The sequence below is a fragment of the Nocardia brasiliensis genome (assembly GCF_011801125.1).
Taxonomy (GTDB): Bacteria; Actinomycetota; Actinomycetes; order Mycobacteriales; family Mycobacteriaceae; genus Nocardia; species Nocardia brasiliensis_C.
The window spans coordinates 3128502-3153868 of record NZ_CP046171.1 but is presented as its reverse complement, the minus strand read 5'-3'; the positions used below and the strand labels follow the sequence as shown (position 1 = coordinate 3153868).

Annotated in this window: 25 protein-coding genes and 1 pseudogene; 12 read left to right on the top strand and 14 right to left on the bottom strand. The window is 68.3% G+C overall.

All coding sequences use genetic code 11. From position 1 onward, the window contains the following. Window positions 1-11 precede the first annotated feature (11 nt). A complete protein-coding gene (locus tag F5X71_RS14420; protein ID WP_167462415.1) occupies window positions 12-635 on the bottom strand; it encodes a maleylpyruvate isomerase family mycothiol-dependent enzyme in 624 nt (207 codons plus the stop codon). Between the two features lie 191 nt (window positions 636-826). Here F5X71_RS14420 and F5X71_RS14415 point away from each other — a divergent pair, with 191 nt between their 5' ends. Together F5X71_RS14415 and F5X71_RS37730 are read left to right on the top strand one after the other, a co-directional pair. Next, complete coding sequence (locus F5X71_RS14415) at window positions 827-1546, top strand: TetR/AcrR family transcriptional regulator (RefSeq protein WP_167462414.1); 720 nt, start codon at window positions 827-829, stop codon at window positions 1544-1546. Then, a pseudogene (locus F5X71_RS37730) lies at window positions 1492-1689 on the top strand (YunG family protein); the annotation flags it as partial. The gene F5X71_RS14415 and the pseudogene F5X71_RS37730, both read left to right, overlap by 55 nt. 9 nt (window positions 1690-1698) lie before the next feature. Here the strand turns inward: F5X71_RS37730 and F5X71_RS14410 are convergent. Further along, a complete protein-coding gene (locus F5X71_RS14410; RefSeq protein WP_238815886.1) occupies window positions 1699-3375 on the bottom strand; it encodes a hypothetical protein in 1677 nt (558 codons plus the stop codon). A gap of 461 nt (window positions 3376-3836) precedes the next feature. On the opposite strand from F5X71_RS14410, the gene F5X71_RS14405 reads away from it, so the two are divergent. Beyond that, entirely contained in the window at window positions 3837-4274 is a 438-nt protein-coding gene (locus F5X71_RS14405) for a F0F1 ATP synthase subunit epsilon (RefSeq protein WP_167462413.1), read from the top strand. A gap of 9 nt (window positions 4275-4283) precedes the next feature. On the opposite strand, the gene F5X71_RS14400 is transcribed toward F5X71_RS14405, so the two are convergent. Both F5X71_RS14400 and F5X71_RS14395 read right to left on the bottom strand, forming a co-directional pair. Beyond that, window positions 4284-4652, bottom strand: coding sequence for a hypothetical protein (locus tag F5X71_RS14400; protein ID WP_167462412.1), 369 nt, complete (start codon window positions 4650-4652; stop codon window positions 4284-4286). Between the two features lie 14 nt (window positions 4653-4666). Continuing rightward, on the bottom strand, window positions 4667-4924 hold the full coding sequence (locus F5X71_RS14395; protein WP_167462411.1) for a hypothetical protein: 258 nt from the start codon (window positions 4922-4924) through the stop codon (window positions 4667-4669). A 244-nt stretch (window positions 4925-5168) separates the two neighbouring features. On the opposite strand from F5X71_RS14395, the gene F5X71_RS14390 reads away from it, so the two are divergent. After that, complete coding sequence (locus tag F5X71_RS14390) at window positions 5169-5474, top strand: hypothetical protein (protein WP_167462410.1); 306 nt, start codon at window positions 5169-5171, stop codon at window positions 5472-5474. Window positions 5475-5498: 24 nt separating this feature from the next. Continuing rightward, window positions 5499-5723, top strand: a complete 225-nt coding sequence (locus F5X71_RS14385; protein ID WP_238815885.1) for a DUF6480 family protein — start codon at window positions 5499-5501, stop codon at window positions 5721-5723. Between the two features lies 1 nt (window position 5724). Here F5X71_RS14385 and F5X71_RS14380 read toward each other — a convergent pair whose 3' ends face one another. The 8 genes from F5X71_RS14380 to F5X71_RS14345 are packed head-to-tail and all read right to left on the bottom strand — an operon-like array spanning window position 5725 to window position 15112. Next, window positions 5725-7068 (bottom strand): cation:proton antiporter, encoded by a 1344-nt coding sequence (locus F5X71_RS14380; RefSeq protein ID WP_167462408.1) that lies wholly within the window; start codon window positions 7066-7068, stop codon window positions 5725-5727. 35 nt (window positions 7069-7103) lie between these two features. Beyond that, on the bottom strand, window positions 7104-8345 hold the full coding sequence (locus F5X71_RS14375; RefSeq protein WP_174817069.1) for an ATP-grasp domain-containing protein: 1242 nt from the start codon (window positions 8343-8345) through the stop codon (window positions 7104-7106). Window positions 8346-8365: 20 nt separating this feature from the next. Further along, window positions 8366-9613: a methylaspartate mutase gene (locus tag F5X71_RS14370; protein ID WP_167462407.1), complete on the bottom strand. Its 1248-nt coding sequence runs from the start codon at window positions 9611-9613 to the stop codon at window positions 8366-8368. A gap of 1 nt (window position 9614) precedes the next feature. Further along, window positions 9615-11099, bottom strand: a complete 1485-nt coding sequence (locus F5X71_RS14365) for a hypothetical protein (protein WP_167462406.1) — start codon at window positions 11097-11099, stop codon at window positions 9615-9617. Further along, window positions 11096-12334 (bottom strand): ATP-grasp domain-containing protein, encoded by a 1239-nt coding sequence (locus tag F5X71_RS14360; protein ID WP_167462405.1) that lies wholly within the window; start codon window positions 12332-12334, stop codon window positions 11096-11098. Before F5X71_RS14360 ends, F5X71_RS14365 begins: the two co-directional genes overlap by 4 nt. Next, window positions 12334-12822, bottom strand: a complete 489-nt coding sequence (locus tag F5X71_RS14355; RefSeq protein WP_167462404.1) for a cobalamin B12-binding domain-containing protein — start codon at window positions 12820-12822, stop codon at window positions 12334-12336. Before F5X71_RS14355 ends, F5X71_RS14360 begins: the two co-directional genes overlap by 1 nt. Next, the gene (locus tag F5X71_RS14350) at window positions 12819-14066 is read right to left on the bottom strand and encodes an MFS transporter (protein ID WP_167462403.1); all 1248 of its coding nucleotides are present in this window, start codon (window positions 14064-14066) and stop codon (window positions 12819-12821) included. Before F5X71_RS14350 ends, F5X71_RS14355 begins: the two co-directional genes overlap by 4 nt. After that, a complete protein-coding gene (locus tag F5X71_RS14345) occupies window positions 14063-15112 on the bottom strand; it encodes an LLM class flavin-dependent oxidoreductase (RefSeq protein WP_167462402.1) in 1050 nt (349 codons plus the stop codon). The genes F5X71_RS14350 and F5X71_RS14345 overlap by 4 nt, the downstream gene beginning before the upstream one ends. A gap of 658 nt (window positions 15113-15770) precedes the next feature. Here F5X71_RS14345 and F5X71_RS14340 point away from each other — a divergent pair. The 5 genes from F5X71_RS14340 to F5X71_RS14320 all read left to right on the top strand — a co-directional run bounded on the left by F5X71_RS14340 (window position 15771) and on the right by F5X71_RS14320 (window position 21800). Continuing rightward, on the top strand, window positions 15771-16772 hold the full coding sequence (locus F5X71_RS14340) for an asparagine synthetase A (protein ID WP_238815884.1): 1002 nt from the start codon (window positions 15771-15773) through the stop codon (window positions 16770-16772). Then, window positions 16769-18043 (top strand): glutamate synthase-related protein, encoded by a 1275-nt coding sequence (locus F5X71_RS14335; protein ID WP_167462400.1) that lies wholly within the window; start codon window positions 16769-16771, stop codon window positions 18041-18043. The genes F5X71_RS14340 and F5X71_RS14335 overlap by 4 nt, the downstream gene beginning before the upstream one ends. After that, entirely contained in the window at window positions 18040-18963 is a 924-nt protein-coding gene (locus tag F5X71_RS14330; RefSeq protein ID WP_167462399.1) for a ketopantoate reductase family protein, read from the top strand. The genes F5X71_RS14335 and F5X71_RS14330 overlap by 4 nt, the downstream gene beginning before the upstream one ends. Before the next feature lie 260 nt (window positions 18964-19223). Further along, complete coding sequence (locus F5X71_RS14325; RefSeq protein ID WP_167462398.1) at window positions 19224-20630, top strand: glycosyltransferase 87 family protein; 1407 nt, start codon at window positions 19224-19226, stop codon at window positions 20628-20630. Window positions 20631-20768: 138 nt separating this feature from the next. Further along, window positions 20769-21800, top strand: a complete 1032-nt coding sequence (locus tag F5X71_RS14320; protein ID WP_167462397.1) for a nuclease-related domain-containing protein — start codon at window positions 20769-20771, stop codon at window positions 21798-21800. 141 nt (window positions 21801-21941) lie between these two features. On the opposite strand, the gene F5X71_RS14315 is transcribed toward F5X71_RS14320, so the two are convergent. Next, window positions 21942-22637: a hypothetical protein gene (locus F5X71_RS14315; protein ID WP_167462396.1), complete on the bottom strand. Its 696-nt coding sequence runs from the start codon at window positions 22635-22637 to the stop codon at window positions 21942-21944. 23 nt (window positions 22638-22660) lie between these two features. Continuing rightward, the gene (locus F5X71_RS14310) at window positions 22661-23695 is read right to left on the bottom strand and encodes an NADP-dependent oxidoreductase (RefSeq protein ID WP_167462395.1); all 1035 of its coding nucleotides are present in this window, start codon (window positions 23693-23695) and stop codon (window positions 22661-22663) included. Between the two features lie 211 nt (window positions 23696-23906). On the opposite strand from F5X71_RS14310, the gene F5X71_RS14305 reads away from it, so the two are divergent. Both F5X71_RS14305 and F5X71_RS14300 read left to right on the top strand, forming a co-directional pair. Continuing rightward, on the top strand, window positions 23907-24074 hold the full coding sequence (locus tag F5X71_RS14305; RefSeq protein WP_167462394.1) for a hypothetical protein: 168 nt from the start codon (window positions 23907-23909) through the stop codon (window positions 24072-24074). A gap of 144 nt (window positions 24075-24218) precedes the next feature. After that, window positions 24219-25367 carry a lipase family protein gene (locus F5X71_RS14300; protein ID WP_167462393.1) on the top strand — a complete coding sequence of 383 codons (1149 nt, stop codon included), beginning with the start codon at window positions 24219-24221 and terminating at the stop codon, window positions 25365-25367.

The window sequence follows — 25367 nt, the reverse complement described above, 5'->3', positions numbered from 1 at the left end:
GAAAACTTCGGTCAGCGCAGCCGGGCGCGCAGGGTGTCGACGCCGGCGCCGCGCAGTTCCGCCAACGCGACGGCGCGTCCCGCGATCGCCATGAAGATGGCCTCGCCGGGACCGGTCACCGAGGGGCCGCTGCCGTGTTCCCAGTCGACATCGGTCGCGGCGAACCGCAGGCCGCGCATGCGCGGGCCGGGCCGCAGGAACGGGTCGGGGTGGCGCAGCAGGGTGAGCAGCCGCTCGGTCGGCACGGTACGCGGCCGCCCGAGCGGACGCCGGATGTCCTGGTGATGGATGACCAAGTCCGCCAGCACATTTCGTGGAGCGACCCGCGCACCGAGCCCTTGACCGTCGATGGTCGCGAAGGCGGCGAGCAGTTCGTCGGTGGTCTTGGTCGCACTGCGGCGGATATAGAGCTCGTTCAACCGGTCCATCGACCCGCCAGAGCGCACGATCTCGGCGACATACCGCGCGGGCGGGGTCGCCTCGTAGAGCAGGTGAGCCACGACATCGCGGACCCGCCATCCCGCGCAGAGCGACTCGGTGTCCCACTCCTCGGGCGTGAGCGTGCGCAACAGCTCGGCGACATCCCGATATTCCTGCGCCAGCAGCGTACGGGCGCTGGTTCGCACTGCGGTCATAGCAGCTCCTGATTCACCGAAGACAGATTCCGCCCAAATGTAATCACCGATCACTTTGTCACTATGATTCACATTGCGCGTGGCGGTGTCAATACGCCGACACCAACGTATGCACTGTTCACAATGTGATCGGTTTGCACGAACCCCGCTAGACTACTCGCCAACAGCCGCGCCCCCAGGAAAGGACCTTCATGCCCACCACACCCGCGACTACGCCGGGCCGGGCCACCAGGCGGACCGAACGGCGAGCGGAGACCATCGCGGAAATCAAAACCCTTGCCCGCGGGCAGCTCGCGACCGAGGGCACCGGCGGACTATCGCTGCGCGGCATCGCACGGGCGATGCGCATGTCCCCCGCCGCCATCTTCCGCTACTTCGACAATCAGTCCGCGTTGATCACCGCGCTGTGCGTGGACGCATACGACGGCATGGCCGATGCCATCGTCGCCGCGCAGCGCGACGCCGCCCCCGAGCCCGCCGCACAATGGCGCGCGGGCTGCGACGCCGCCCGGCAGTGGTCGCTGCACAACCGGGCCGACTTCACCCTGATCAACGGCACTCCGGTGCCCGGTCATCAGGCCCTGCCCGAGGAGACCGGACCCGCCGCGAGCCGGACCGTCGTCGCACTGGGCACCACCTACCTGGCCGCGATCGGCTCCGGCGTCGCCGACCCCGACCGCACCGTGGTCCCGGCCCTGCCGATCGGGCCGCTGATGAGCGCCCTGCTGGGCAACGAAACCCTGCCCGACACACCTGTACCCGGCATCGTGCTCAACGCGTGGGCCTCGATTCTCGGCTTCCTCTCCGCCGAGATCTTCGGCAGCCTCACCGACCTAATCCCCGACACCGACGCTCTGTGGGACAGCCACGTCACCACCGTCATGCGCGGCATGGGCTTCCAGCAACCCTGAACGTCCACGCGTTGAATGTCCGCACCTGCTCGCCGGACGATATGGCCAGGACCGCATGGCATTTCGAGAATCCGGCCTGGGGACACCGCGACATCACAGCGCCCGTCGTGCACGACGTGTTCGGCGGCGATCTCGTACTCGGCGAGGTCTGCTCAGCTGCCTGGGGCCTGTCCGCGCCGCAGGGTCGGGCCGCAGGAATCGGAGGCGCGGAACTCGGGCCACAGCGGCGGCAGCACCCGGCCGGCGTAGTCGCGCAACTGTTGCAGCTGGTTCTCTTCGCGCACAACGTCTTTGCGCACCCAGTCCTCGTCCGGCCGATCCGGGTCCAGGGAGCGGTGGATCCGGTAGTAGTCGCGTTCGATGCGGGTATCGACGGTGATCCCGTTGCCCATCCAGCCGCCGTGGGTATGCACGAAGGTCGGCTGGACCTCGTCGAACACGTAGTCGGTGAGGTCGGTGTGGTCGGTGCCCGCGTAGATGTCGGCGATGCGGGACTCGACCAGGCCGGCCATATCAATCAGCCGCAGCCGCGACGTCAGCGAGCTGCCGCCCATATCCGGGGTGAACAACGATCCCTCGTCCAGTGCCAGGATATCGGCGTAGCCGTTGAAGACCTCACCGAAACGCAGCACGATCCAACACAGCGGCACATCGGAATTCGCGCGATAGGAGCCGGACGCGTCCGCGAACGCGACGCCGGACGGGATCAACGCGCCCACCAGGGCCAGCACCACGAGCACCCGGCGATACAGATGCAGCTTCGCCAGCAGCTCCCCCGCGGAGATCGCCACGACGATCGCGCCGAGCGCCCACACGGGGGTCGCGAACCGGAACTGGGCCATCCAATCCGGTTCCAGCACACAGTAGGCGAGCATCGCCAAGGTCAGCGGCACCAGCAGCGCGACCGCGCCGTCGCGCCACTTACCCGGCGCGGCCAAGGCGAATCCGACCACGCCGACGGCCAGGATCACCGCGGGCGCGCCCGCGTACTGCACCAACTCACCGATCCGGGAAAGATCCGCGACACTGGGCATCTGCTGGTTCTTCGCGACCGCGGTGTTCGCGACGAGCCTGCCGAACTCGCTGTAGCGCCACACCAGATAGGCCCCGAACGGCAGCGCGAAGGCCAGGACCGAATACAGCACGCCCCGCACGGCGGCGGGCCAGTTCGCGCGGCGCACCAGCAGCAGCGAAATCACGGGATAGGCAAGCAGATAGATGAGCCCGTCGGGCCGGGTCAACGCCGCGATCGCCGCTATCGCACCGGCGAGCACGGCGGTCCTGATCGTCCACAGCCGATCGTCGAGCACCGCCAGGAAAAGATGCACCGCCAGCGCGCACGCGGCCAGGGCGAACAGCGAGTTCTCCAGGCCGGAGAAGCACCAGATCACGAACGAGGGGATCGCGGCGAGCAGTACCCCGGTCGCCGACGTGACCAGCGCGGGCCAGCGCGAAACCCGCCGGGCCGCCAGATAGCAGGCAGCGAGGATGCCCGCGCAGCACAGCAGCGCAACCGCTTTGGGATACAGCACGTAGTCGGGAACGCCGAAGATGGCGCCGCGGTCGAAGAGTCCGCACCATGAACCCACCACGAGCACGAGCAGCCAAGTGGGATTGGAGAATCCCTCGACCGGTGGCGCCCCGGGTTGCAGCACCGGCCCCAACCCCGCGGCGACACTGCGCGCATACGCGAAGGTGATGCCCGCGTCGTCGACCAGCCAGCTGCCGTACTTGCCCGCCCGCCAGCCGATCAGCAGCGCACCGCCCACGATCGCCACCACCGCGGCGGCCAACGACCAATCCCAGCGTCGCCGCAAGCTTTCCCACATGTCGACCGAAGCTCGCAACCGCGTTCTCAACACCCCAACCAATCCGTGAACCGGCCGCCAAACTTACCCGACCGACGCCGACGAATCGGCACCGGTGCGGGCGGTCGAACGCGCGCTCGGGCGAGTTGCCGAGTCCGGCGGACTCGAATCAGCCGTCTGCGCGGGTAGCTGATGTGGGCGGTCACAACGAGCGCCGGGTGGGCGGTTCGGGCCTACGATCACGGCCGTGACACCGACACCACGCGGTGGGCGCGCGCCTGCGCTCGGCGGGCCGCGCGCACGCCTATCATCGACAGCGCGGCCTCGGACCCGCTGATCTAGCATCTCGACGAAATACTCGCCAACGCAATGACTTTCCATCGTCGGTGGGCGATGCGGGGAGGCTCGATGGCCGCGCAGCGCCGGGATCTGGTCCGTGCGCCGTCGAGAGCACTGCCGTGGATACCGATAGGAGGTCAGCAATGCAGCGAAGTTCCGCCCGCGATGCCAAGGTGCGTGCCGCCCGTGGGTTGGCGGTCGTCCTGGCGGTACCCGGCTATCGGGAATTCGTCTTCCGCGCCGACCGGGTGCGGGTGCCCACCGTCGACGGCGTCCAGGTGCTCGAGCCCGGTCACGACCGGGTGGACGCGACCCTCGATATCGGGGTGCTCACGGTACGCGCGGGCACGCGAGAGTGGCTTGCGGCGCTGCACGGCGGCGAGCTACGCGCGGCCGACGACGAGATCCGGTTGACGGCACAGGGATTGGAGTTCGCCGAGCGCATCGACGTGGCCCGCGCGCGGACCGCGCAGACCGACGCGGCGCAGCGGCTGACCGACGATCGCCGCGATACCGAGGCCCGTGCCGCGTTGCAACGCGCGAATGTCCGGCTCGCCGTCGCCGCGCGCACGCGTGCCTGAGCGGGCCGCTCAACTCGCCAGCGCGCCGCCGCCGATGCCGAGAAAGACCGTCATCAGCACGAACAGGAACCAGCCCGCGCCCTGCCAGATCGGCCAGTTCCGGCCGCGCCGCCACTGCTGATACGTCCGCACGAAGGCGCCGACACCACCGAGCAGCACGATCGCGGCGGGACCGAGCAGAACGGCGGTTTTGGCGGTGGTGTCGCACAGCGTGCTCTCGGCCGCCGCGCAGGCACCGCGATGCGCCGCCCACACCGCGGTGGCCACAAACACCGCCGCGGCCAGGCCGAGCACCGCGAGCACGTAGGTCGCCGCCTGGCGGAACGTGCCGTCATCGGTCCAGCGCTTCTCGACGTCTTCGGTGCGCACTGCGATCATCCCCTCTCCACTGGCTACTCCGGCGTGGTGTTGGCCGCGTCGCCGATCAACCGCCGCGCCAACAGTGTCTTGCCCTGCTCGGCGCCCTTGCGGCTGTCGGCCTGCGCCCGCCGGAAGAACTCGGCCAGTTCGCTGTCGCCGTTCTTCTCGGCGTCGCGGCTGTATTCCTCCATGCGCAGCGCGTTGCTCAGGCAGGCCTCGGTGAACCAGATGAGGTCGTAGTCCTTGTCCTTGGTCCCGGTGTATCGGCCGGTTTCCTGCGCGGTAGGCATTGTGTGTCCTTTCGTCGATGACTCGCAGCGGCCCGGTGCCGCTGCCGGACGACGGCACGGTGCCGGGTGGCCGGTCGTCACCGCCGCCTATTCCGGCACTACCCGATGACGGGCGGTCAAACAGGTCGGGGGCGCTTGGCGTGCGGATGAGCGCAATCACACGGCACTTTCCCGGATCGGCTGATTGCCCGGACCCGGGACGGGTAGCGCGTGACTGTGCCCCACCCGACAAGCGAGGAGGATCATGGTCAACCACGACGTCATCGCCCAGCTCCGCCAGGACATCACGACCGCGGAGAACGCGGGTGACGGTGCCGCCACCGATCGGCTGCGCGCGGAACTGAGCGACGCGATCGACGCACTCGACAACACCGATCCCGGCGACCCACCCTCCGCCGGTCTCGCCGGTACCGGTACCGCACCCCAACCCGCCGACGCGCCGCGCCGCGCCGCCGCAGACCTCGGCCCCGGCAGCTACGACGGCACCGACGACCTACCCGCCAATATCCCCGGCGCGATCCCGGAGGACGCGCAAGAACCGCCGGACTGAAGGAAGGGGACAAGCATGGTTTCGATGGATCCAGATCCCGCCAAGACCCCGGGCCTGGAACCGGGCGGCGGCGTCGCACCGGGCACCACACCGCCGGACACGCCACAGACCTCCGGGCTGTCGGCCCCCGAGCCGTCCACGCGGCACCGGTTCCCGATCACCGGGATCGCTGCGATCATCGTGGCCGGACTGATCATCACCGTCTTCGTGGCAGTCGCGATCGGGATCCTGGTGATGGCGGTCAGCTGACTCAGGACGCTGTGCGCTGCGGCAGTTCCTCGCGCTCGGGTTCGATGCCGCGGCGGCGCAGGTCGTCGCCCGAGAGCAGCGGCCATCCCTTGCGCAGCACATAGTCCAGCCAAAAGCCGCACGCCTGCGAGGTGAGCACGGCGGTGAGCACCAGCGTCGTGTAGAAGGTGGCGTTGATGATGCCCGCGTCGAAGGCGACCGACGCCATCACGATGCCTGGTCCGCCCCGCGCGTTCTGGGTGACCGCGAGATTGACGATGTCGAGGCGGTTCATGCCTGCCAGCTTCGCGCCGAGGCCGACGGACAGGAACACCACCAGCGACGTGCCGAGCAGAAATCCCGTGAGCATCAACGGATCGAAAGTCTTGGTCAGGTCGAGCCGATAGCCGACGATCGCGAAATACAGCGGAACGAAGAAGTGCCCCGCCACCTCGGAGAGCGACTGCATCGGCGCCTGAAAGCGTTGCTGCTCGGTGCCTTTCATTCCGCCCATGACACCGAACCCGGCCAGCAGGGCGGCGAAGGCCAGGGTCACGTCGAGCGCGGCCGCCAGCGACACGTAGGCCAGGAACACCATGAGCATCCAGGCGATGGGCGAATTGCGCGCCACCACATTCCATTCGGCGCGCGAGAGCTTGCGTAACAACGCGGGCAGCACGGTGAGCGCGAGGAGCACGAAGCAGGCGTTCACCGCCATGTGCTCGCCGATGGTGGCGCTCAGGTCGCCTCCGGCGGTACCGAGGGTCGCCGACGCGATGGCGGTCGCCACGGAGAGCACGCCCCACAGGGCGATGTCCTCGAGCACGGCGGAGCCGAGCTGCAGACTGGCGAAGCGGGTGTGCAGGATGCCGAGGTCGTAGAAGATCTTGGTGATCACCGGGATCGAGGTGACCGCGCTGGCGGCGGCGAAGACGAGCACCACGGCGTGCGTGCTGCCCGCCGTGCCGGTGAACTTGTCCAGCGGCAGCAGCGGCGCGGCGCCGAGCGCGAGAAAGAACGGCAACGGAGTACCGATCCCCAGAATCCACGCGGTGGCCTTCCGGTTCTGCGCGCCGAGCAGATGCCGTGCGGCACAGCCGGATACGAACATCAACAGGAGCAGGCCGAGATGGTACAGAAAGCCGAGCAGCACCGTCCGGCTCGCCGCGTCGTCGGTGCCGAACAGCTCTGTCGCGAATCCGGGCGCGAGCTGTCCGAGTACCGTTGGGCCGAGCAGGATTCCGGCCAAGATCTCGCCGACGACCTTGGGCTGGCGTAATTTTCCGAACAGCTGTCCGAGCAGATTGGCCGCCAGCAACAGCACCAGGACGGCCAGCAGGACCTGGCCCAATTGTGGATTCGTCATCGAAACCCGTTGCCTCCCGGTCGGTGGCGAAGCGGCTAGAGCAGCTCGCGCTCCAGCCGGCGTAGCGCCTGGTAGGACCGCTCGATCTCGGCGGCGTCGGGGTGCACGAGGAACACCACACCCGGCGACGAGTTGAGATCTACGGTCGGTCTGGTCAAGGTCTGATCGCCGATCCGGAAGCGCACGCTCTCCACAGCGGGCAACCGCTCGAGCTCGTCCCGGAGCACGGGTGCGGGCAGCGCAATCTCGCGGTGCGCGATGAGATTCACGCAGCGCGCATGTTCGCGCCGGGTGTAGACGGCAGGCTGGGCGGCCAGCGCGCTGCCTTCGCCGAGGTAGCAGTCCATCGTCAGGTCCACCTGATTCACCCCGGTGCACCGGTCGAGGGCGCGCGGATTGGCCAGGCCGGACAGCCGCGCCCCGGTCTCGAGCAGCACCGGACCCGCCGCGGTATAGATCAATTCGGTGTGTGCGGGCCCGTTCACGATGCCGAGCGCGTCCAGCACGCCTGCGACGTAGCCGAGGATCTCGTCGAACCGCGGGTCGGATCGGGCCAGCAGGTCCTCGTAGTCGTAGATCCTGCGGTTGTCCCGCACGGTCATCTTGTGGCTGATCCAGGCATCGGTGAACCAGTGCCTGCCGTCGCGGCTGACGGAGTTGACGATGTATTCCTCGCCGACCAGGTACTCCTGCGCCAGCACCGCCACATTGGTCCGCAACATCAGGTTCGTCTTGCCGATGATCGTGCGGACCGCGGTGCGGACCTGTTCGGCGGAGTCGCTGATGAACACGTCGTCGGAGCCCGCGCTGTCGAGCGGCTTGATCACCATGCGGTCGAGCCCGTTCGCGCGCCGCCATGCCAGCAGGTCGCGCACCTCGCCTGCCCGCCGCTGCCGCGCGGTACGCAGGCCCGCCTCGGCCACCGCCTCCAGCATGTGGAACTTGTCCCGCCGCACGTACGAGCGCGCCGGGTCGTTGCCGCGCAGGCCCAGTTTGGCGGCGATCTCGTCGGCCACCTCCACGCCGAACTCGCTGGCCGCGATCACCGCGATCGGCGCGAGCTCGGCGAGCCTGCGCATCACGTCGTCGGCGTGATCGGTGTAGGCGAGATCCTCGGCGAACAACTCGGCGGGCAAGCTCGCCGAGAAGGTCGCGGGCAGCCGGGCCCGGGATCGGACGTGGACCAGCCGGTACCGATGCCACGCTTGCAGGGCGAGCAGCGCGCCCGTGGAGAACGCGTCCACCAGGACCACGGTGGACGGATTGTCTTCGGACATCGAGCTTCCCATCTGGGTGTTCACGGAATCAGGCGGCTGTCATAGCTGTTCGCGACGTGGTCGAGCATCCCGTAGAGCGCGTCGGAACCGAGCCGGGCCAGGTCGTCGCGACCGGCACTGGCAGGCAACGGAAGTCGGCCGAGTTTGCCCCAGCGCAACGCGCCCTGCTCGTCGAGCACCGTGGTCGTCGCGCCGCGGTTGTCGTCGTGCAGGCAGAACGGAACGTCGAGCAGGCCGGTGGCGAACGCCATGAGCAGCGCCTCGCCCACGTCGCTGTGCAGGTCGAGCACCGCGTCGATGAGCAGGCGGGCCTCGGCGAGCACCTCGGCGTAGTACTCGTCGGCGGCCGCGGTGGCCGGATCGAGCGGGCCCGCGGCCTCTTCGGCGGCCATGCGCAAGGCGGCGATGTTCTCGGGCACCGAGGGGATCTGCCAGGCCTCCGACACCGTCTTCACGATCATCCGTTCGCACCCGGTGGCGATGGCAAGGCGGGCGCTGTCTCGGATCAGCCGGGCCGCGCCGTCTGGGGTGCGCGGGAACAGGCCCATGTAGGTGTAGAACACCACGTGCCAGGTCACATCGCCGAGATACTCGGCGGCCAGGGTCCGCAGCGCGCGCAACGCGCCGCGATCCTGCTCGGCCAATGTTCCCTGCGCGTAGCTGAACGACATGTACCGCAACCCGTGCTGGCGGAAGAAGCATCCCTCCAGCACGCCCATCGCCACCAGCAGCGATGGCGGGCACAGCTGCCCGAGCAGACACCCGCCGAAACTCTCGATGTGCCCGAACTCGGTTGCGCCGGCGAGGAACCGGGTGCTCTCCGCCCAGGCGTCGACGGCATCGCGCAGCGGCAATCTGCTGTAGGGCAGGCAGTACGAGACCGGCCCGCCCTCGGTCGCGTCCAGCCCCACCTCGACCAGCCGCTCGAAAACCCGCAGCGGCAGCGCGGTGCCGTGGCGCACCTGGACCGGAAAATTCGGCCCGTACAGCCCGGCGAGCAGCTTCCTGGTCTCCGTGACCGGGTGCGAGACAAGCGGATACCCGTTCAACTCCTCCCCCGCGGCAAGGCGCTCCAGCGGCGTCCGGTAGTCGCCGACGCGGGTGTAGCTGTCCAGGGTGAGCGTGCCGATCACCGGGAAGTCCAGGTAGGCCACCCTGGCCAGACCCGACCGCATGGCCGAGAGGCTGCCGAACCCCATCCGAGGCTGGACCACCAGCTGTCCCGCCGCGGCCCGCTCTGCGATGAAGCGATCGAAGTATCCAGCCACGTCACCGGCCCGAGATCAGCTCTAATGTCGGCAATCCAGACTTCGGGTCCACCGTGTGCACTTGGGATTTGTGCGGATCACCGGCGCGCACCTTGGCCATCACGGTGTCCCCGGCCGCGAAATCGACCAGCGCACTGCGATAGAGCGTGCGCAGGTGGGTGAGGGTCAGCCCGGACACCTCGGTCAGCCAAGCGACGGCGCGGTCCTCGCCTGACTCGCCGCTGAGCACGGCGTGCAGGGCGGGCACGTCGCCGACCCGCTCGGGATGACAGCGTTCGATGTACTCCGCAAGGCGCGCACCCGCATTCGTGAACGGCGAGAAGACCAGCGCGATCAACGCGTCCTCCCCCAGCCCGAAGGCCTTCTCCGCGAACGCGGCCGCCACCTCGCGCCGACGCGCGATCTGCTGCGGCGAGTCGTAGCGGGCAAGGGCGAGTTCGATGAGCTGGTCCGGCATCTCCTTCTTGCGCATCATCGTCTCGGCGAATTCCAGGTACTCGGTGATGCCCGCCTGATAGGTGCGGCCCTCCACGTACTGTGCCCGCAGGCCGCGCAGGTGTGCCATGAGAGTCGGGTTGGCGCAATCGGATTCGGTGAAGCTGAACGCCAGGTCGTCGAAACGGAAGCCGAGAAAGTCGACGATCAGGTCCCAATGGTCGTGCACCCGGTAGCTCACCAGGTCGTAGATGGAGACGAAGGTGGGCTGCACCGACCGGTCACCCACCGCGACCTCGCGTTCGGCGGGTTCGCCCACGTCCGCGCCGAACAACTCGTGGAAGTACGCGTCGCCGACGCCACGCAGCGCCTGCAGCAGATCCTGGAATGTCATGCCCTTGCGCCGCACGTCGATGCCGATGCCCTTGGCCAGCCGCAGAATCCACGCCGCGTACAGCGCCTGTTCCCGGCGCGAGTCGCCGGTCATGATCGCGTCGACCCCGCCCTGCCACCAGGCGGCGCGACCGTAGAAGTCGGCGACGGCCAGGTTGCAGCTGTTGCAGAAGGTGGGGCGGCCGTCGCCGGCCGAGCGGTGGCCGTTCATCAGGACGTCGAGCCGGTTGATCGCCACCAGCTTGTCCGGCAGCGGCAGATCCACTCGGAAACGACGGATCTCGGTGTGGTCGACGGTGAGCAGTTCGGCGCGCTCGTCGTCGAGCAGCCCCAGCGCGGAATACACCCGGTCGATGTTCTCCATCACCGCGCCGACCACCCCGGCGTGCCGCATGTTGGCCACGCGCATCAGGAAGGTGCTGCCGTGGGCGAGCCGCAGCCGCAGCTGCACGGCACGCACGAACGCGACGACGTAGGTGCTGTCCTTGCCGCCGCCGTAGGCGACCATGACCTTGTAGCCGGCGAGCCGATCCACCCCGCCCGCTGCCTCGATCAGCTTGTCCCCGACCGCGGCGACGCCGTCGCGCTCCTCCTCGGTGAGGAATCCGATCAGTTGCTCGTATCGGGTCCGATCGTCGATCTCAGGTGCACTGTTCACAGCGATTCCGCCTCGAAGTCGAAGTTCTCGATGATCTTCCGGATGCCCGCCTCGACGACGTGTTCGTCCTCGTGCAGCAGGATGAACCGGCCACGATGCAGTGCGTCGTAGGCACCGCCGGGCGCAAGCACCTGCCCGGGGGCGGGCAACAGCTCCCGCCAGACGCTCGGCACCTCGGCGCGCATCGACGAGGCCCGGACCACCCGTTCGGCATAGACCTCGGATTTGGGCATGATCAGCCAGCCACCGGAGGCATCGGCGTGATCGGGAACCGGCGGGACCGGCTCACCGGAGAGCACCCGCAGGAACATCTCGTACAGGTTCACCCCGAACACCCGGTAGAGCAGGTGCGGTACCTCGGCCCCGCCGACGCGCCCGCCGATCTCCAGGAACACCGGATCGCCCGCCGGGGTGATGAACACCTCGAGGTGAAAAGGCAAGCGGCGCAGATCGAGTGCGGATACCACCTGCTGGCAGAACTGTTCGAGCTGCGTCCGGCGCGGCGAGGAGCGCAGCAGGACCGACCCGAGCGGCTCGCCGTGCGCGAACGAAAGACAGTCGTTGATATAGCGCGAGACCGCCTGGAATACGACCTGGGCATGGTCGTCGACGAAGCCGTCGATGTGGTAGATCTCGCCGGCGACGAACTCCTCGACCTCGTAGCCGGACAGATCCACGGTGCCGAGTGCGGCATCGAGTTCGGCGTCGTCGTCCACCCGGCGCACCCCGATGCTGGCGGCGGCGGCCAACGGCTTGAGGATCAACGGGTAGCCGCAACCGGCCGCGAACTCGCGCACCTGCTCGGCGCTCGCGCAGGAGGCGAAGCGCGGCACCGGTATGCCCGCCTTCTCCAGCACCTGCTTCATCCGGACTTTGTCCCGATAGACCGCGACCTCGTCCAGCGTCGGCCCTGGAATGCCCAGTTCCGCACGGACTTTCGCGGCGATCTCGAGGGTGAACTCCGACAGCGCGATCAATTCGTCCACCGGGCCGACCCGTTCGGTGATCTCGCGCACGGCCGCGCCGAGCGCCGCCACGTCGTTGACGTCCTCGACCCGCACCTGCCAGGCGATCTTCGCCGGGTCGATCAGCACGCCGTCGGCACCCGGCCCGTCCACGACGTAGCTCACCTGGTTGGCCTCGTGATCGACGAACTCCTCGTAGCGGGTGAGTTCGTTGTCCCAGCGGATTCCGTCGCTGAACCGTGGCCACCGGTTGACGATGACGATGTGCATCAGTAGACCTCTCGTGTTTCCGCGTGCTCGCCGTCCCACGGCGTGATCACGGCGCGATCGGCCCGCCATGCCGAAAACCCCTGTGCGATACCGAAACGCAGGAAGCCGCGGAAACGCTCGATGGCGTCGTCACCGAGGAACACGTCGGTGTAGCCCAGTTCGAGCAGTTCGCGCCGGACCCGGTCGTCGTCGGACACCGCGGTGGTCAGCTTGCCGCCGATGGCACACGGCACCTCCAATCCCTGTGCGCGCAGCGCGGAAAGCAGCACCTTGGCACCGTGGCTGCCGTGGCCGTTGACGCTCGACACGACGAGCAGGTCGGGCCGCTGCGCGCGAATCGCGTCCGCCACGCAGGCCACCGGCGTGCACGTGCCGAGGTTGCGCACCTCGGCGCCGTGCTCCTCGAGCAACTTCTGCAGGTAGACCAGATTCCAGAGATGGGAATCGGATTCGACGGTGCTCAGCACGCACCGGAAGCTGGCGTTCATGTCACGACCTCGACGTTAGCGTTCTCGCGGGCCAGGAGCGCTTTACGGAAGCTGGCCATCGTCAACGGCAGGAAAACCGCGCCGAACAGGCAGAGCAGGCCGCCCAGCCACAGCGCAAGTCGTTGTGGGCCGATGGTGGCACCCAGACCACCGATCAGCAGACCCGCGATCGGATAGGACAAAAGGTTGAGCAAATAGAACGGCCCCATCACCTTGCCGAGATGTTGGCCGGGGATCACCTTCACCCGCTGGGTGCGGTTGTAGATGTTGTAGAGCGCACTGCCGACGAGCATCACGACGAAGGCGGGCGCGTAGATCCAATAGGACGGAGCGAGCGCGGCGATCAGCAACGCCACGCACATCAGCCAGAAGCCGGTGGCGCCAATGGGTTCGACGCCGACGCGGCGCAGCAGCGCGGGCATCACCAGCAGGTTGAGCAACCCGGTGACGCCGACCGCCGCGTTCAGCGCACCGTAGGCCGAGTCCGGCGCGTTGAACACGTCGGTGACCAGCGCCGCGTTCGATACGATCAACACCCCGACCACCAGATTGATCGTGAAGTTGAGGATGCCGAGCAGCAGCACCGGGCGGATCCGCACCATGAGCTGCCAGCCGATGGCCAACTCCGAGAGCACCTTTCGGGCCGCCCACTCGACCCGCTGCCTAGTCTGCGGGCGCGGCAACGGCAACCAGGTCAGTGCGCTGATCCCGAACGCGGCGGCCGCGACGAGCAGCAGCCAGAGCTTGCCGAGCAACGCCGCGGCCAGGATCGCCAGCGCGGGACCGAGCGCCATGGCGAGCAGCTCGGTGTTCTGCACCAGCGACTGCACCGTGGCGATCTGGGAGTCCTTGGCCAGCTGCGGGACCATCCGTTCGATCGACATGCGGATGGGCGCCACGCACAGTGACAGGAGCGCGCCACTGGTCATCAGCGCAGGCACCATCCAGCCGGGCTGAACCATACAGATGACCATGACGGTCAGCAGGATGAGCGCACGCAGCACCGCGACCCTGGTGAACAGCCTGGCCCCGCCGTCGCGATCGGCGAGCAGACCCGCGAACGGGTAGGCAACCAGTGCGGGCACCCACTCCAGCGCGAACGCGAAGCCGAGCGTGGACACCTGCTTGGTGTCCTGAAAGATCAACAGCGGCACCGCGAACAGCACCACTTGTTCGGCGATCAGTCCGAGCAGCACGCCGGTGGCGAACAGCGCGCTGTGCCGCGGCACCGCTCGCGATGTCATGCCGGCCGTCTCTCGTGTTCCCGGATCAGCGGCAGCACGTGGGTGTAGAAGATCCGCATCTCGTCGCGGGTCGGCCAGCCGGAGAAGATGAACTCGCTGACCCCGTGCGCCTTGTACTGGTAGAGGTAGTCGGCGACCTCTTGATAGCTGCCGACCACGCACAGCGCGGGGCCGCCGCGATAGGGCACGAAACCGGAGTAGATCATCGGCGAAAGCCAGTCGCCGTCGGCCTGTTCGGCCAGCCGGAACGAGGTCTTGACGGCTTCGGAGTCCGAGGCCGCGACCACCTGCGCGACCCAGGCCTTGTGCGCCTCGTCCGGGTTGTCCTGCATGGCGGCCAGATCGATGAGCGCCTGCTCCCGAGTTTCCCTGGCCAGCACGTGCATTCGGGTGCCGACGCGAATTCCCTTGTCGAGCACCGGCCTTGCCGCGGCCCCCATGCCTTCGGGAGTGTCGCCGTAGCGCAGCCAGCAGTCGCCGAACATTGCGGCGGTCTCCTGCGCGATCCCCGATGCGCCGCTGAGGTAGATCTCGGGCCGTCCGCCGCCGAGGTAACCGAGCCCGAGCGCGGCCTCCTTGATCACGTAGTGGTCGCCCTCGTAGGTCAGCGGCTTCTCACCGCGCCAGAACCGATGACAGATCTCGAGGAACTCCTGGGTGCGGGCGTAACGTCCGTCGTGGGCGACGAAATCGCCGTAGCCTGCCTGCTCGGCCGGGGAGATGCCCGCGACCAGGTTCAGCGCGATCCGGCCGTTCGACATCCACGAGATCGTGTTCACCACTTGGGTGAACAACGTCGGCGACAGCAGCCCCGGCCGGTAGGCGAGGATGAAGGTGACGTTCTCGGTCTCCCGGACCAGCGCGCCGATCATCGGCAGCGGATCGGGCATGTAGTCGGCGATGCCCATCAGCAGCGAGTCGACGCCGAGCGCGTCGGCCTCCTGCACGAAGGAGACCATCCCGTCGAAGTCGAGTTCGCCGACCCGATACTTCTCGGTGGCCTTCTGCTGCCCGCTGTCCAGCGGCGCACACCAATGGAACCTCAACTCGCCACGGTCGGCCTCGCGTGTATGAGACAGTGGAGCGAAGTTCGAACGGTCGTAGTTCATTTTATGGGGATTCACTTCCGGTATCGCCACGGAGGCAGTAGTAAGGTGCTCAGCATCAAATCAGACAACGGCTGATCCAAGTCCACCCTCTCAGAATTCACACACCCGGAGCAGTACCCCCAGATGCTCCTGAAGGGAAGTCACACCCCATTTCGACTACCCCGGCCCTGTTAAAGCCAAGTTACATCGGCCCACACCGGCTGTCAAAGCGAGGCGAGTAACCCTCGCCACCTCGGATTCCGCAATTCCGGCGGAATTGATCTTGCACGTCGAACCCCCCACCCGGGGGGTGGACATGGCGATCATTCAGGGGGAGAATGGGCCAGTGACCAGTGCATTTGCAGTCAGTCCAGCAGGAACGGGGGGTTTTATGAAAGCTCCAGCGCAATAGTTTTCCGCCAGTTACCGCGTATTCGGAAATACGTTATCTCATAGCGGACCAATTGCCCACGAGGGATGGCCGTGAACAACGGGCGCACGCGACTGGAACACTATTCCTGACGATGAATGCCCGCGCCGAATCGACGGCTCGACGCTGGGGCTCGAGCACGTCCCGATCGCGGCCACCCCCACGGACCATGGAATGGATCGAACTTTGCCTGAATCGACGGAACCCGCGAGTTCGGCGCTACCCCTGCCGCGCGCGCATCTCACCTCGCCGCGAACCATTGCCGCATTGACCGTGCAGGCCCGTTTTCTGGCGGCCGCGCGGGAATTCCTGACCGCGGAGGGTTTTACCGAATTGCTGCCGCCCATCATCGGTCCGGTGACCGATCCGGGGGCCCGCGGCGCGAAGCAGGTCGACATCGACTACTACGGCCATCGCTACAAGCTGATGACCAGCGGCATCCTCTACAAGCAGTCCTCGCTGCTCGCGTTCGAGAAGATCTTCCACGTGGCGCCCAACGTACGGCTCGAACCGCTGGAGACCGCGGTGACCCATCGCCACCTCGCCGAATTCCACCAGCTCGACGTGGAGATCGCGCACGGCTCCCGCGAGGACGCCATGGACGTGGCCGAACGCGTGACGAAGTACGCGGTGGAGTACGTGCTGAGCAACGCCCAGCGCGAGCTGGAACTGCTCGGCCGCGACCTCGAACAGTTGAAGCAGGTGATCGCGGCCCCCTACGACCGCAAGCGCCACACCGCCGCGGTGCGGGAACTGCGCGAGCTCGGCTACCACCAGCGCGAGCACACCGAGATCGACTGGGCGGGTGAGGAAATCATCTCCGCCGCGACCACCCGCCCGTTCTTCATCACCGACTACCCGAAGGGCTCGCGCGGCTTCTACGACAGCGAGAACCCCGACGAGCCGGGCATGCTGCGCAATTTCGACCTGATCTTCCCCGGCGGGTACGGCGAGATGATGAGCGGCAGCGAGCGCGAATCGGACTATCGCACCCTGCTCACCCGGATGCGCGAGACCGGCGAGAACCCGGCCAAGTACGAGTGGTATCTCACCCTCGCCCGCGAGGGCCTTTCGCCCAGTGCGGGTTTCGGGCTCGGCGTCGAGCGGTTCACCCGTTTCCTCGCCGGGCTGGACGCGGTCTGGCAGGCCACCGCCTACCCGAAGGTGCCGGGGGAGCCCCGTCCGTGAGCGTGCTCTCGGCACCCGGGTTTCCCGAACGCGAGGTGCGCGCGCGGGCGCGCACGGCGGCGGGGGCGGTGTTTCCCGACAACGCGCACTACGGCGCGCGACTGTTCGGTCAGGGGCGGGACGCGCCGGCCGAATCGGGCGATACCGATTCGATCGACCGCGCCCGGCTGGTGCCGCCGGTCTTCGTGCCGCTGCGCGAGGAGAAGCTGTTCGACCTCGGCCGCGAGCCGCTGGCCGGCGACGTGGATCTGCGCACCACCATCGGCGGCCTGCGCTCGGCATTGCCGCTCTATGTCTCGGCTTTCGGCTCGACCGCGGTGGCCGATGGCGACCTCGGTGTCGCGGTGGCCGCGCAAGCGGGCGCCGCGGGGGTGCCGATGGTGATCGGCGAGAATATCGTTCCCGTCTCGGGTTACGGCCGAATGGTCGAGGAGGCGCCCAGCTCACTGCTGCGCAGACTCACCGAGTACACCAAGCGCGCGGCCGATGACGTCGGCGGCGTGATCGTGCAGCAGAGCACCGAGGACGCCGACGCCGAGGTGTGGAACCTGGTGTACAGCGATCCGTCGAGCGAACCACTGTTGGCCAGTGGACGTTTGGCGTTCGAGCTGAAGGTCGGCCAGGGCGCGAAACCGGGTGTCGGCGGCATGACACTGGTGCCGAGGGACCGCGCCGCCGACCTTTCGGCGCAGTACGACATCCTCGATATCTACGCGAGCGCCGACGCACCGATGCTGCGCTCGGCCACCCCCGGCACGTTCACCCCCGAGATCCTGCGGCAGCAGATCCGGTTGATGCGCAACAACTATCCGCGCTGTCGCGTATGGGTGAAGCTGCCGCCCGCCCGGGACGTGGGCGCGGCGGCCGAGGTCGCGTGGGCGGCGGGCGCCGACGCCGTCACCGTCGACGGCGCGGAGGCGGGGACCGGCTGGGCGCCACACGGATTCCTCGACCATGTCGGCCTGCCCCTGGCCGAGTGCCTGCACCGGGTGGCGGGGCGGGACCGACAGGGGCACAGCCTGCTCGTCTCCGGAAGGTGCTGGGAGGGCACCCGAGTGGTCAAATGCCTTGCCCTCGGCGCCACCGCCGTCGGCTTGGGCCGGGCCGCCCTCGTGGCCGCCGACGAGAACGCCGATCATGGACTGACGAACCTGCTGTCCGCGTTCGAGTTGGAACTACGGCTGCTGATCAGTGCGCTCGGGAAGTACCGGGCCACCGACGTGGCGAACGAGGACATCTGGTTCCCCACGACCAACGAAAGGACCCGATGAACACAGTGCGACCATGGCGGGTGGCAGTGCTCGGCCCCGGCGGTGTCGGCGGACTGGTGGGTGCGCTGCTGGCGCGCGCCGGGCACCGCGTCATCTTCCTCGGCGGCGAGGCGACCGTGGACACCGTGCGCGCACACGGAATCCAGGTGCGCAGCAAGCTGTTCGGTGATTTCACGGTGAAGGCCGAGGCGGATACCGAACTGCGCGAACCGGTCGATCTGGTGCTGGTCACGGTGAAACAGAATGTGCTCGGCGCGGCACTGACCCGGGTCGCCCCCGATGTGCTCGGGGACGCGCTGGTGGTGCCGCTGCTCAACGGGATCGAACACCCGGCAGCGTTGCGGGCGCGGTATCGCCGGGAACTCGTTGTGCCCGCGGTGATCCGGGTAGCCGCGACGCGGGTCGCGCCCGGCGTCATCGAGCACGGCAGCCCCTTCGTCGAGATCGATCTGGCAAGTGCCGCAACGCCGTCCGATCGGATCGAGGCGCTCGTCACGCTGCTCGCCGATGCCGGGGTGCAGGCCGCGGCCCGCCCCGACGAGGCGGCGTTGCTGTGGGGCAAGTTGTTCTTCCTCGCCCCCTTCGCCTTGCTGAGCACGTGGCACCGGTGCCCGGTCGGCGACCTGCGCACGGTGCACCGCGCCGAACTGACCGACCTGGTCGCCGAGATCGCCGCGCTGAGCCGGGCGGCGGGCGTGCCCGCCGATGTCGAGGCGGCACTGCGGTTCTACGACGCCTTCCCGCCAGAGGCCAAGTCGTCCATGCAACGCGACGCCGACGCCGGGCGGGCGTTGGAGCTCGATGCCATCGGCGGCGCGCTGCTGCGCATCGCCGAGCAGCACGCGGTGCCCATGCCGCTGACCGAGCGGCTGGTCACCGACCTCACCCCGCTGGCTGACGGATCGGCGGCCGCCGGCTGACCCACCCGCCGGTGACTGGGCACCGGCACAACGGCCCCTTCCGCCGCGTGCGGAGGGGGCCGCTGTCGTCTTCGGCGGGCCACGACCGGACCCGGCTGGAGGCCGCGGTCGAAAGCTGTGGTTAAAGTATCGGGGCTCTACTACGAAATACCCGGCGTGCGTCACCGTAGAAAAGGAGCTCGAATTGTTGCAGGCAGGTCGGCGTACCGCGACAGCACACACATTCCGCCGCACATCGCCGCGTTAGAACATTGACCACCGTGCAGCGAGGTGCGCACGCGGACAATGGCGTCGGCACCGTGGCGTTGACGCTCTCCGCCGTTGCCGCCGTAGCCGTTCTGGTCTGGCACGTCTTCGCATTGCCGATCCAAAACGGGTATTACGGACTTTTCGGCAACAACGTCGACCTGTGGGTATACCGCGCGGGCGGTACCGCCCTCCTGGACGGCCACGGGCTCTATACCGGGCCGGTCTTCTTCGAAATGGAGTTCACCTATACCCCGTTCGCCGCCCTCGTGTTCGTGCCGCTCACCGTCATGAGTTTCGGCGTCACCGAGATCGTCTGGTGGCTCGCGATATTCGCGGCCGTGGCCGGAATCGTGTGGTGCTGCCTGCGCATCCTCGGCTATGCGAACACGCGGCGCACGTGGGCGTTCACCGCGCTGCTCGCGGTGGTCTGCACCGCGTTCGAGCCGGTGCGCACCACCATCTGGCTCGGGCAGATCAACGTCTTCCTGGTGTTGCTCGTGCTCTGGGACCTCACCCGCGCCCGGTCCGCCATGCGCGGCATCGGGGTGGGTATCGCGGCCGGAATCAAACTGACGCCGGGCTTCTTCCTGGTCTATCTCGCGTGCACGCGCCAGTGGCGCACGTGGCGCGTCGCGGCGGCGACGCTGGCCGCGACCGTCGCGGCAGGCGCGCTCGTCCGGCCCGCCGATTCGTGGAGTTACTGGGGACAGCAGATCACCCGGTCGGGTCGCGTCGGTTTGGTCGATTCACCGGCAAATCAATCCGTCAACGGATTCCTCGCGCAGTTGCTGAGATTTTATGACGTGCAACGTTTCTCGACGCCGATCGGCAATACGACGGTTTATCAGCCACCGCTGTGGCTGTGGCTCGCGGTGACCGGATCGGTCGCCGCGCTCGGCATGGCGGCGGCGGTGGTCGCATTCCAGCGGCACAACGAACTACTGGCCATCACTTTGACCGGAATGACCTCGGCCTGCGTTTCGCCTTTCTCCTGGGGCCATCACTGGGTCTGGTTGGTGCCGCTGTTCGTCCTCACCCTGCACCACGCCCGCGCCGCCCGGACGAAATGGCGTTTCCTGCCGGTCGTCGCGGTGTCGATCCCCAGCTTCTGCTGGTGGTGGAACTATTGGGGTGGTCCCGCGCAATTGGAAGCGCCGCACCCCATCGGCATCGGCTTTTTCATGCTCCCCCGCGACGTTCCCGAATGGTGGATACACCTCCTGGTCCCCCTTTACGCGGGGTGCTATCCCCTCATTCTGGTCACGGCCGCCACCTGCGTCCTGGCCACGGCCCGCGCCGCCGCCCCGAGTCATCCGCGATCGGAACCACGGCTGCGGCCGTCGCCGCTCGACACCCCGGCCACGCCCGCCACCGCGACGACCGAGAACAGTTCCGCACCGACATCGGTCCGATGCTGAGCGGTCTCGCCGCGCTGTCCTGATCGGGGGTCGGGCGCGCTCCGCGGATCGAACGGCGCCGAGGCGATTGAAAGCCGCTGGACGGGTTACTGTTCAGACGGTAGTGATTCGGGGCTCGGTGCGAGGAGATCCAACACCATGCTGGTGCTCAACGGCGCGCGCGACAACATGCCGGAGCCGCAACGGCTGGTCGTCGATTGGCTGCACACTTGGAACGGCCCCTATCTGATTCCCGGCGTGGCGATCTCGGGCTACACCCTGCCCGAGCGCGCGGCCCCGACCGCGGATCTGCTGGTGATCACGCCGAACGCGTGCGTCGTCATCGATGTCGCCGGAATGCTGTTGAAGGAGAGCGGAACGCTGCGCTGTCCGGCCGAGGAGCCCTGGCGGCTGGCGGGCTTCGACGGTGACCCGGTAGCGGTGCGTACCGGTGCGCCGAACCCGCTGCCGGACCTGCGCGCCGCGATGGACGCCATGGCCCGGCATTTGGCGGGCGCGGCGGGCATCGACACGAATGTCAGCGGGTTGGTGGTGGTGCTGCCACAGGTCGGCACCGCCGTCACGACCGACCCCGGCGGGCCGCTGCCCGCGGGCATCGACGTGCTTGCCGGTGAACTCCGCGAGTTGCGCGGCTGGTTTCGCACCACCGCCCGCCGCGAGATCGCGTGGACGGCCGAGCAGGTGCGGGAGGCGTTGGCGGCGTTGCACTTCGCCGACGCGGTCACCGTGGCGCAGCTGGCCGCCGAAGGCTTCCGCAGCACGGCGGCGGACAACCCGCCGACCCCGACGCACGCGCCCCCGGTCTCGCCCGGCCCACCGCCGCTGCCTGGACCTGCCGACGAACCCGCCCCGGCCCCACTGTCGAGCACGGGCGCCGCTCGCGCCAAACCACAGGTCGGCAAACCGAAACCCACTGCACCGGCGACGCGACGTGGCCCACTACTGCTGGCGATCGGCGTGGTCGTCGCGGTACTGATCCTCGGCGGCGCCATCTGGCTCTTCGCGAAATCGGGCCCGGCCGTCGGCCCGCCGGATGTCGGCACCCCCGGCGTGACCGCACCGCCGCCCGAGCTGCCGATCGACGTACCCGCGCCGTCCGAGGCACCCACCACCGCACCATCGTCACCGCGTACCCCGCAGGGCTGCTTCCCCTTTCAACCGAACTGCTGAACCCCCGGCCGTCACGGAATGAACCGGATGTCGGGATGCTCCGAACTGTTCCCGTCGAACAGCCGGCTCGGCACGCCTTCGACGCGACCCCATTGCCGCGATTGGCCAGGCACCCTGAGCCCACGATGCTGGGCGCGGGCGTCAGGCTGGGTCGGTGATCAGGTGTAGGTAGGCGGTGTCCAGCGGCATGTCCACGGCGAACCAGGCGGCGGGTCGGTCGTCGTCGCGGGGACACCAGGCAGTGGCGATGCACAGGCGGGCGGCCTCTGCCCGGGTGAGGTCGGGTAGATGCCACGCCACCCTGGCCCGCTCGCCATAGCGCACGCCGTACTCGGCGCCGAGGACGTCGTGCTTCGGCAGCAGGCGCGCCCATCGGTAGGGAAACAGCCTGCCGTCCTTCGCCTGCATGGCGAGCAACTCGGTGTCCGGACCGCCGATCGAGACCATGAAGTCGTCGTTCTCGACGCTCACGGCCGCGAGGCATTCACCGGTGTCCGGACCCGCGTACGCGTCGGCGGGCACGTCGGTCAGTTCGGCCGCGACCACCAGACCGGGCACTCTCGTGTGTGCGCGCACCTGCCAGACGCCCGCCCACACCGGAATCGGCGCGCCGCCGTCCCACGGCGCCACATCGACGCTGCCGATCAGCAGATCGACCGTCGCGTCCGCGCGCTGCCACCGGTGCAGATGCGTGCCATTCGGCAAGCGCCACAGGGCATTCGATTCCGCGGGTAGTGCTTCCGAGCCGAGCGCGACGGCGAACTCGACGGTGCCGAGCGGCGTGTCGACCACGGCGGGACGACGGTCTACCTGAGCCAGGTCGTCGGTAGGAAGCATGCGCCCATCATGCAGGTCCGCGGTTACCGGCTTTCGACCCGCACGAGTTGCTTGCCGATGTTGCTTCCCTCGAACAGTCCGCGCAGTGCCGCCGGGGCCGCCGCCAATCCCTCGGTGACGTGCTCGGCCACCACGATCCGCCCCGCGCTGTGCCAGCCGGAAAGCTTGTCGAATGCCTCGGGGAAGCGGTCCGCGTAATCCAGGACGATGAAGCCTTCCATCCGCGCGCGCTTCAGCATCAGCGCGGAATAGTCGCGCAGTGCGTACGCGGCGGTGTCGGCGGTGTAGCCGGTGGCGATGCCGCCGCACAGCACCACGCGAGCCCGCTGCGCCAGATGCGCCAATCCGTGGTCGAGAATGGTGCCACCGACACTGTCGAAGAAAACGTCGATACCGTCGGGAGCGGTGGCGGCCAAGCGCTTTCCGACGTCCTCGCGCTTGTAGTCGATGGCGTGATCGAATCCGGCGTGCTCGCGCAGCCAGGCGCACTTGCGCGCACCGCCCGCGATGCCGATCACCTTACTGCCCAATGCTTTCGCGATCTGCCCCGCGACCGATCCGGTAGCGCCCGCCGCGGCGCTGACCACCACGGTGTCACCCGCACCCGCCCGGCCGACATCGACCATGCCGAAGTACGCGCTCAGCCCGGTGACCCCGAACAGACTCAGCATGAGCTTGGGGTCGACCCCGGCGGGCACGATGTTCAAGCCGAACAGTCCCTGCCCCGACGCCACGGCGTAGTCCTGCCAGCCGACCATGCCCGCGACCCACGCCCCGACCGGATAGTCCGGCGTGTTCGACGCGACGATCTCGCCGACGCCGCTGCCGCGCATCACAGTGTCCAGCGGCACCGGATCGATGTAGTTGTCGCCGTCGTTCAGCCAGCCCCGCTGTGTCGGATCGATCCCGAGCCAGTGCACCCGAACCAGCGCCTGCCCAGGACCGATCGGCGGCACGGGCCCGCGTAACAACTCGAAGTCACTGTCGCGCAGCGTGTTTCCGGGGCGCTTACGCAACACCAATTGGCGGTTGCCGGGTTCACCGTCGACGGAGTCCATGTGCCACAGTCTGTCAGCGCCGGGCAAGTGATTTTGTGAACACATCCAGCACCCGCGCGGTGCGGATTGTGCCACCGCCAAAGGTTTCCCACGTTGTGGACGGTCGGCTCGCGCGCCCGGCCCCGTCGTGAAAACATCTGCGCCAGTTGACTACCGGAGCGCGGGAACAGGGACCGCGCCGGCGTGCGGCCGAGGATTCGAGGGAACAACAATGCTCTTGTGGGCAACCATCGTCGGCGCCGCGTTGATCGTGCTGCTACTGCTCGCCGTCACGGCGCGAGCCATGGATCCACAGAGCCGCGCCGAACGCCGCCGCCGCCACGACCCCGTCCCCCAGCAGCAATGGCCGCACACCAGGCACCCCGGCGCCCGCCGTTAGGCCGCGCGGGCACACCGGCACGAACCGCGCCGACGAGGTAGCCTGCGGATAGCTCGCTGCTTTTCTGACCTGTCGGCATCTGCCGGATCGGCCGCCGGGGCCACCGTTGTCCCAGCCCGAACGGCAATCCCTCGAGGGGCTGGGATGACTGTTCGTTGTGCTCGGATGATGCTCGCGTTGGCACTGACCGCCACGGTCGCCGCCGGATGCGGGAGCGACCGTGGCGCACCCCCGGCGCGCCGGCCGGGCGAGGTGATCGAATCCCGGTCGCTGGCGCTCGGCGACGCACTCGCCGCCACGGGCACCGCGACGTACCTGCGCTACCGTTCGACCGCGGCCTCGGGACAACCGATCGAGGTGTCCGGCGCGGTCTTCCTGCCCCACGGGCAGGCCCCGCAGGGCGGTTGGCCCCTGGTCGGTTTCGGCCACGGCACAGCGGGTGTCGCCACGCGCTGCGCACCGACCGGTTCGCCGAATCTCTTCGGCGCCGCCACCACCGTCGCGGAGTTGCTCGGCGCGGGGTACGCGGTCGCCATGCCCAACTACCAGGGCCTGGACGGCCCTGGCCCGGCCCCCTTTCTCGACTCGGCCAGCTCGGGCTACAACGTGCTGGACGCGATCCGCGCGGCCGGGCAGCTGAACCTGCCGATCTCGGATCGGGTTGCGCTGCTGGGTGTCTCGCAGGGCGGCCGGGCGACCGAGGCCGCCGCGGAGTCGGCCCCGCGCTACGCGCCGGAACTGAAGCTGCTCGCCAACGTGCTGATCTCCCCCGCGCTGCGCCTGTCGATCGCGTCGAACATCGACGCGGGCACGCTCAGCACCGACCAGTACATGGTGCTGCCCTACGTGCTGTCCGGAATCCGGGCACAGCGCCCCGATTTCGGCTTCGATCAGGTGCTGCACGGCCAACTGCTCACCGCCGCACCGGGTTTGGCGGCACGCTGCACCGGCGACGTGCTCGACAGCGCGCTGGCCGTCACCCCGACCCCGGATCAGGCCGGTTTCACCGATGCGGCGGCACGCGCCGTCGTCACCGACTTCCAACACCGGACCGAGTTACCGCAGGTGCGCAGCGCGCTGCCCACACTGATGCTGCGCGCGAATCGCGACGTATTGGTCGAGACCGTCTGGTCCGACGCCGCCGCGGTGGCGATGTGCCAGAAGGGGATCGCAGTGCGTGATGTGGTGCTGCCGGGCGACCACAACCGCTTCGAAGCCGGCGGCGACCAGTGGCAGCTCTGGCTGGCCGACCGCTTCGCCGACCGCCCGGCACCGCCCTCGACCTGCGACTGA

Excerpts from the sequence above, each read along its gene's own strand:
- F5X71_RS14420 (WP_167462415.1), bottom strand. The coding sequence starts at position 635 with ATGACCGCAGTGCGAACCAGCGCCCGTACGCTGCTGGCGCAGGAATAT.
- F5X71_RS14415 (WP_167462414.1), top strand. The coding sequence starts at position 827 with ATGCCCACCACACCCGCGACTACGCCGGGCCGGGCCACCAGGCGGACC.
- F5X71_RS14410 (WP_238815886.1), bottom strand. The coding sequence starts at position 3,375 with ATGTGGGAAAGCTTGCGGCGACGCTGGGATTGGTCGTTGGCCGCCGCG.
- F5X71_RS14405 (WP_167462413.1), top strand. The coding sequence starts at position 3,837 with ATGCAGCGAAGTTCCGCCCGCGATGCCAAGGTGCGTGCCGCCCGTGGG.
- F5X71_RS14400 (WP_167462412.1), bottom strand. The coding sequence starts at position 4,652 with ATGATCGCAGTGCGCACCGAAGACGTCGAGAAGCGCTGGACCGATGAC.
- F5X71_RS14395 (WP_167462411.1), bottom strand. The coding sequence starts at position 4,924 with ATGCCTACCGCGCAGGAAACCGGCCGATACACCGGGACCAAGGACAAG.
- F5X71_RS14390 (WP_167462410.1), top strand. The coding sequence starts at position 5,169 with ATGGTCAACCACGACGTCATCGCCCAGCTCCGCCAGGACATCACGACC.
- F5X71_RS14385 (WP_238815885.1), top strand. The coding sequence starts at position 5,499 with ATGGATCCAGATCCCGCCAAGACCCCGGGCCTGGAACCGGGCGGCGGC.
- F5X71_RS14380 (WP_167462408.1), bottom strand. The coding sequence starts at position 7,068 with ATGACGAATCCACAATTGGGCCAGGTCCTGCTGGCCGTCCTGGTGCTG.
- F5X71_RS14375 (WP_174817069.1), bottom strand. The coding sequence starts at position 8,345 with ATGTCCGAAGACAATCCGTCCACCGTGGTCCTGGTGGACGCGTTCTCC.
- F5X71_RS14360 (WP_167462405.1), bottom strand. The coding sequence starts at position 12,334 with ATGCACATCGTCATCGTCAACCGGTGGCCACGGTTCAGCGACGGAATC.
- F5X71_RS14355 (WP_167462404.1), bottom strand. The coding sequence starts at position 12,822 with ATGAACGCCAGCTTCCGGTGCGTGCTGAGCACCGTCGAATCCGATTCC.
- F5X71_RS14350 (WP_167462403.1), bottom strand. The coding sequence starts at position 14,066 with ATGACATCGCGAGCGGTGCCGCGGCACAGCGCGCTGTTCGCCACCGGC.
- F5X71_RS14330 (WP_167462399.1), top strand. The coding sequence starts at position 18,040 with ATGAACACAGTGCGACCATGGCGGGTGGCAGTGCTCGGCCCCGGCGGT.
- F5X71_RS14320 (WP_167462397.1), top strand. The coding sequence starts at position 20,769 with ATGCTGGTGCTCAACGGCGCGCGCGACAACATGCCGGAGCCGCAACGG.
- F5X71_RS14315 (WP_167462396.1), bottom strand. The coding sequence starts at position 22,637 with ATGCTTCCTACCGACGACCTGGCTCAGGTAGACCGTCGTCCCGCCGTG.
- F5X71_RS14310 (WP_167462395.1), bottom strand. The coding sequence starts at position 23,695 with ATGGACTCCGTCGACGGTGAACCCGGCAACCGCCAATTGGTGTTGCGT.
- F5X71_RS14305 (WP_167462394.1), top strand. The coding sequence starts at position 23,907 with ATGCTCTTGTGGGCAACCATCGTCGGCGCCGCGTTGATCGTGCTGCTA.
- F5X71_RS14300 (WP_167462393.1), top strand. The coding sequence starts at position 24,219 with ATGACTGTTCGTTGTGCTCGGATGATGCTCGCGTTGGCACTGACCGCC.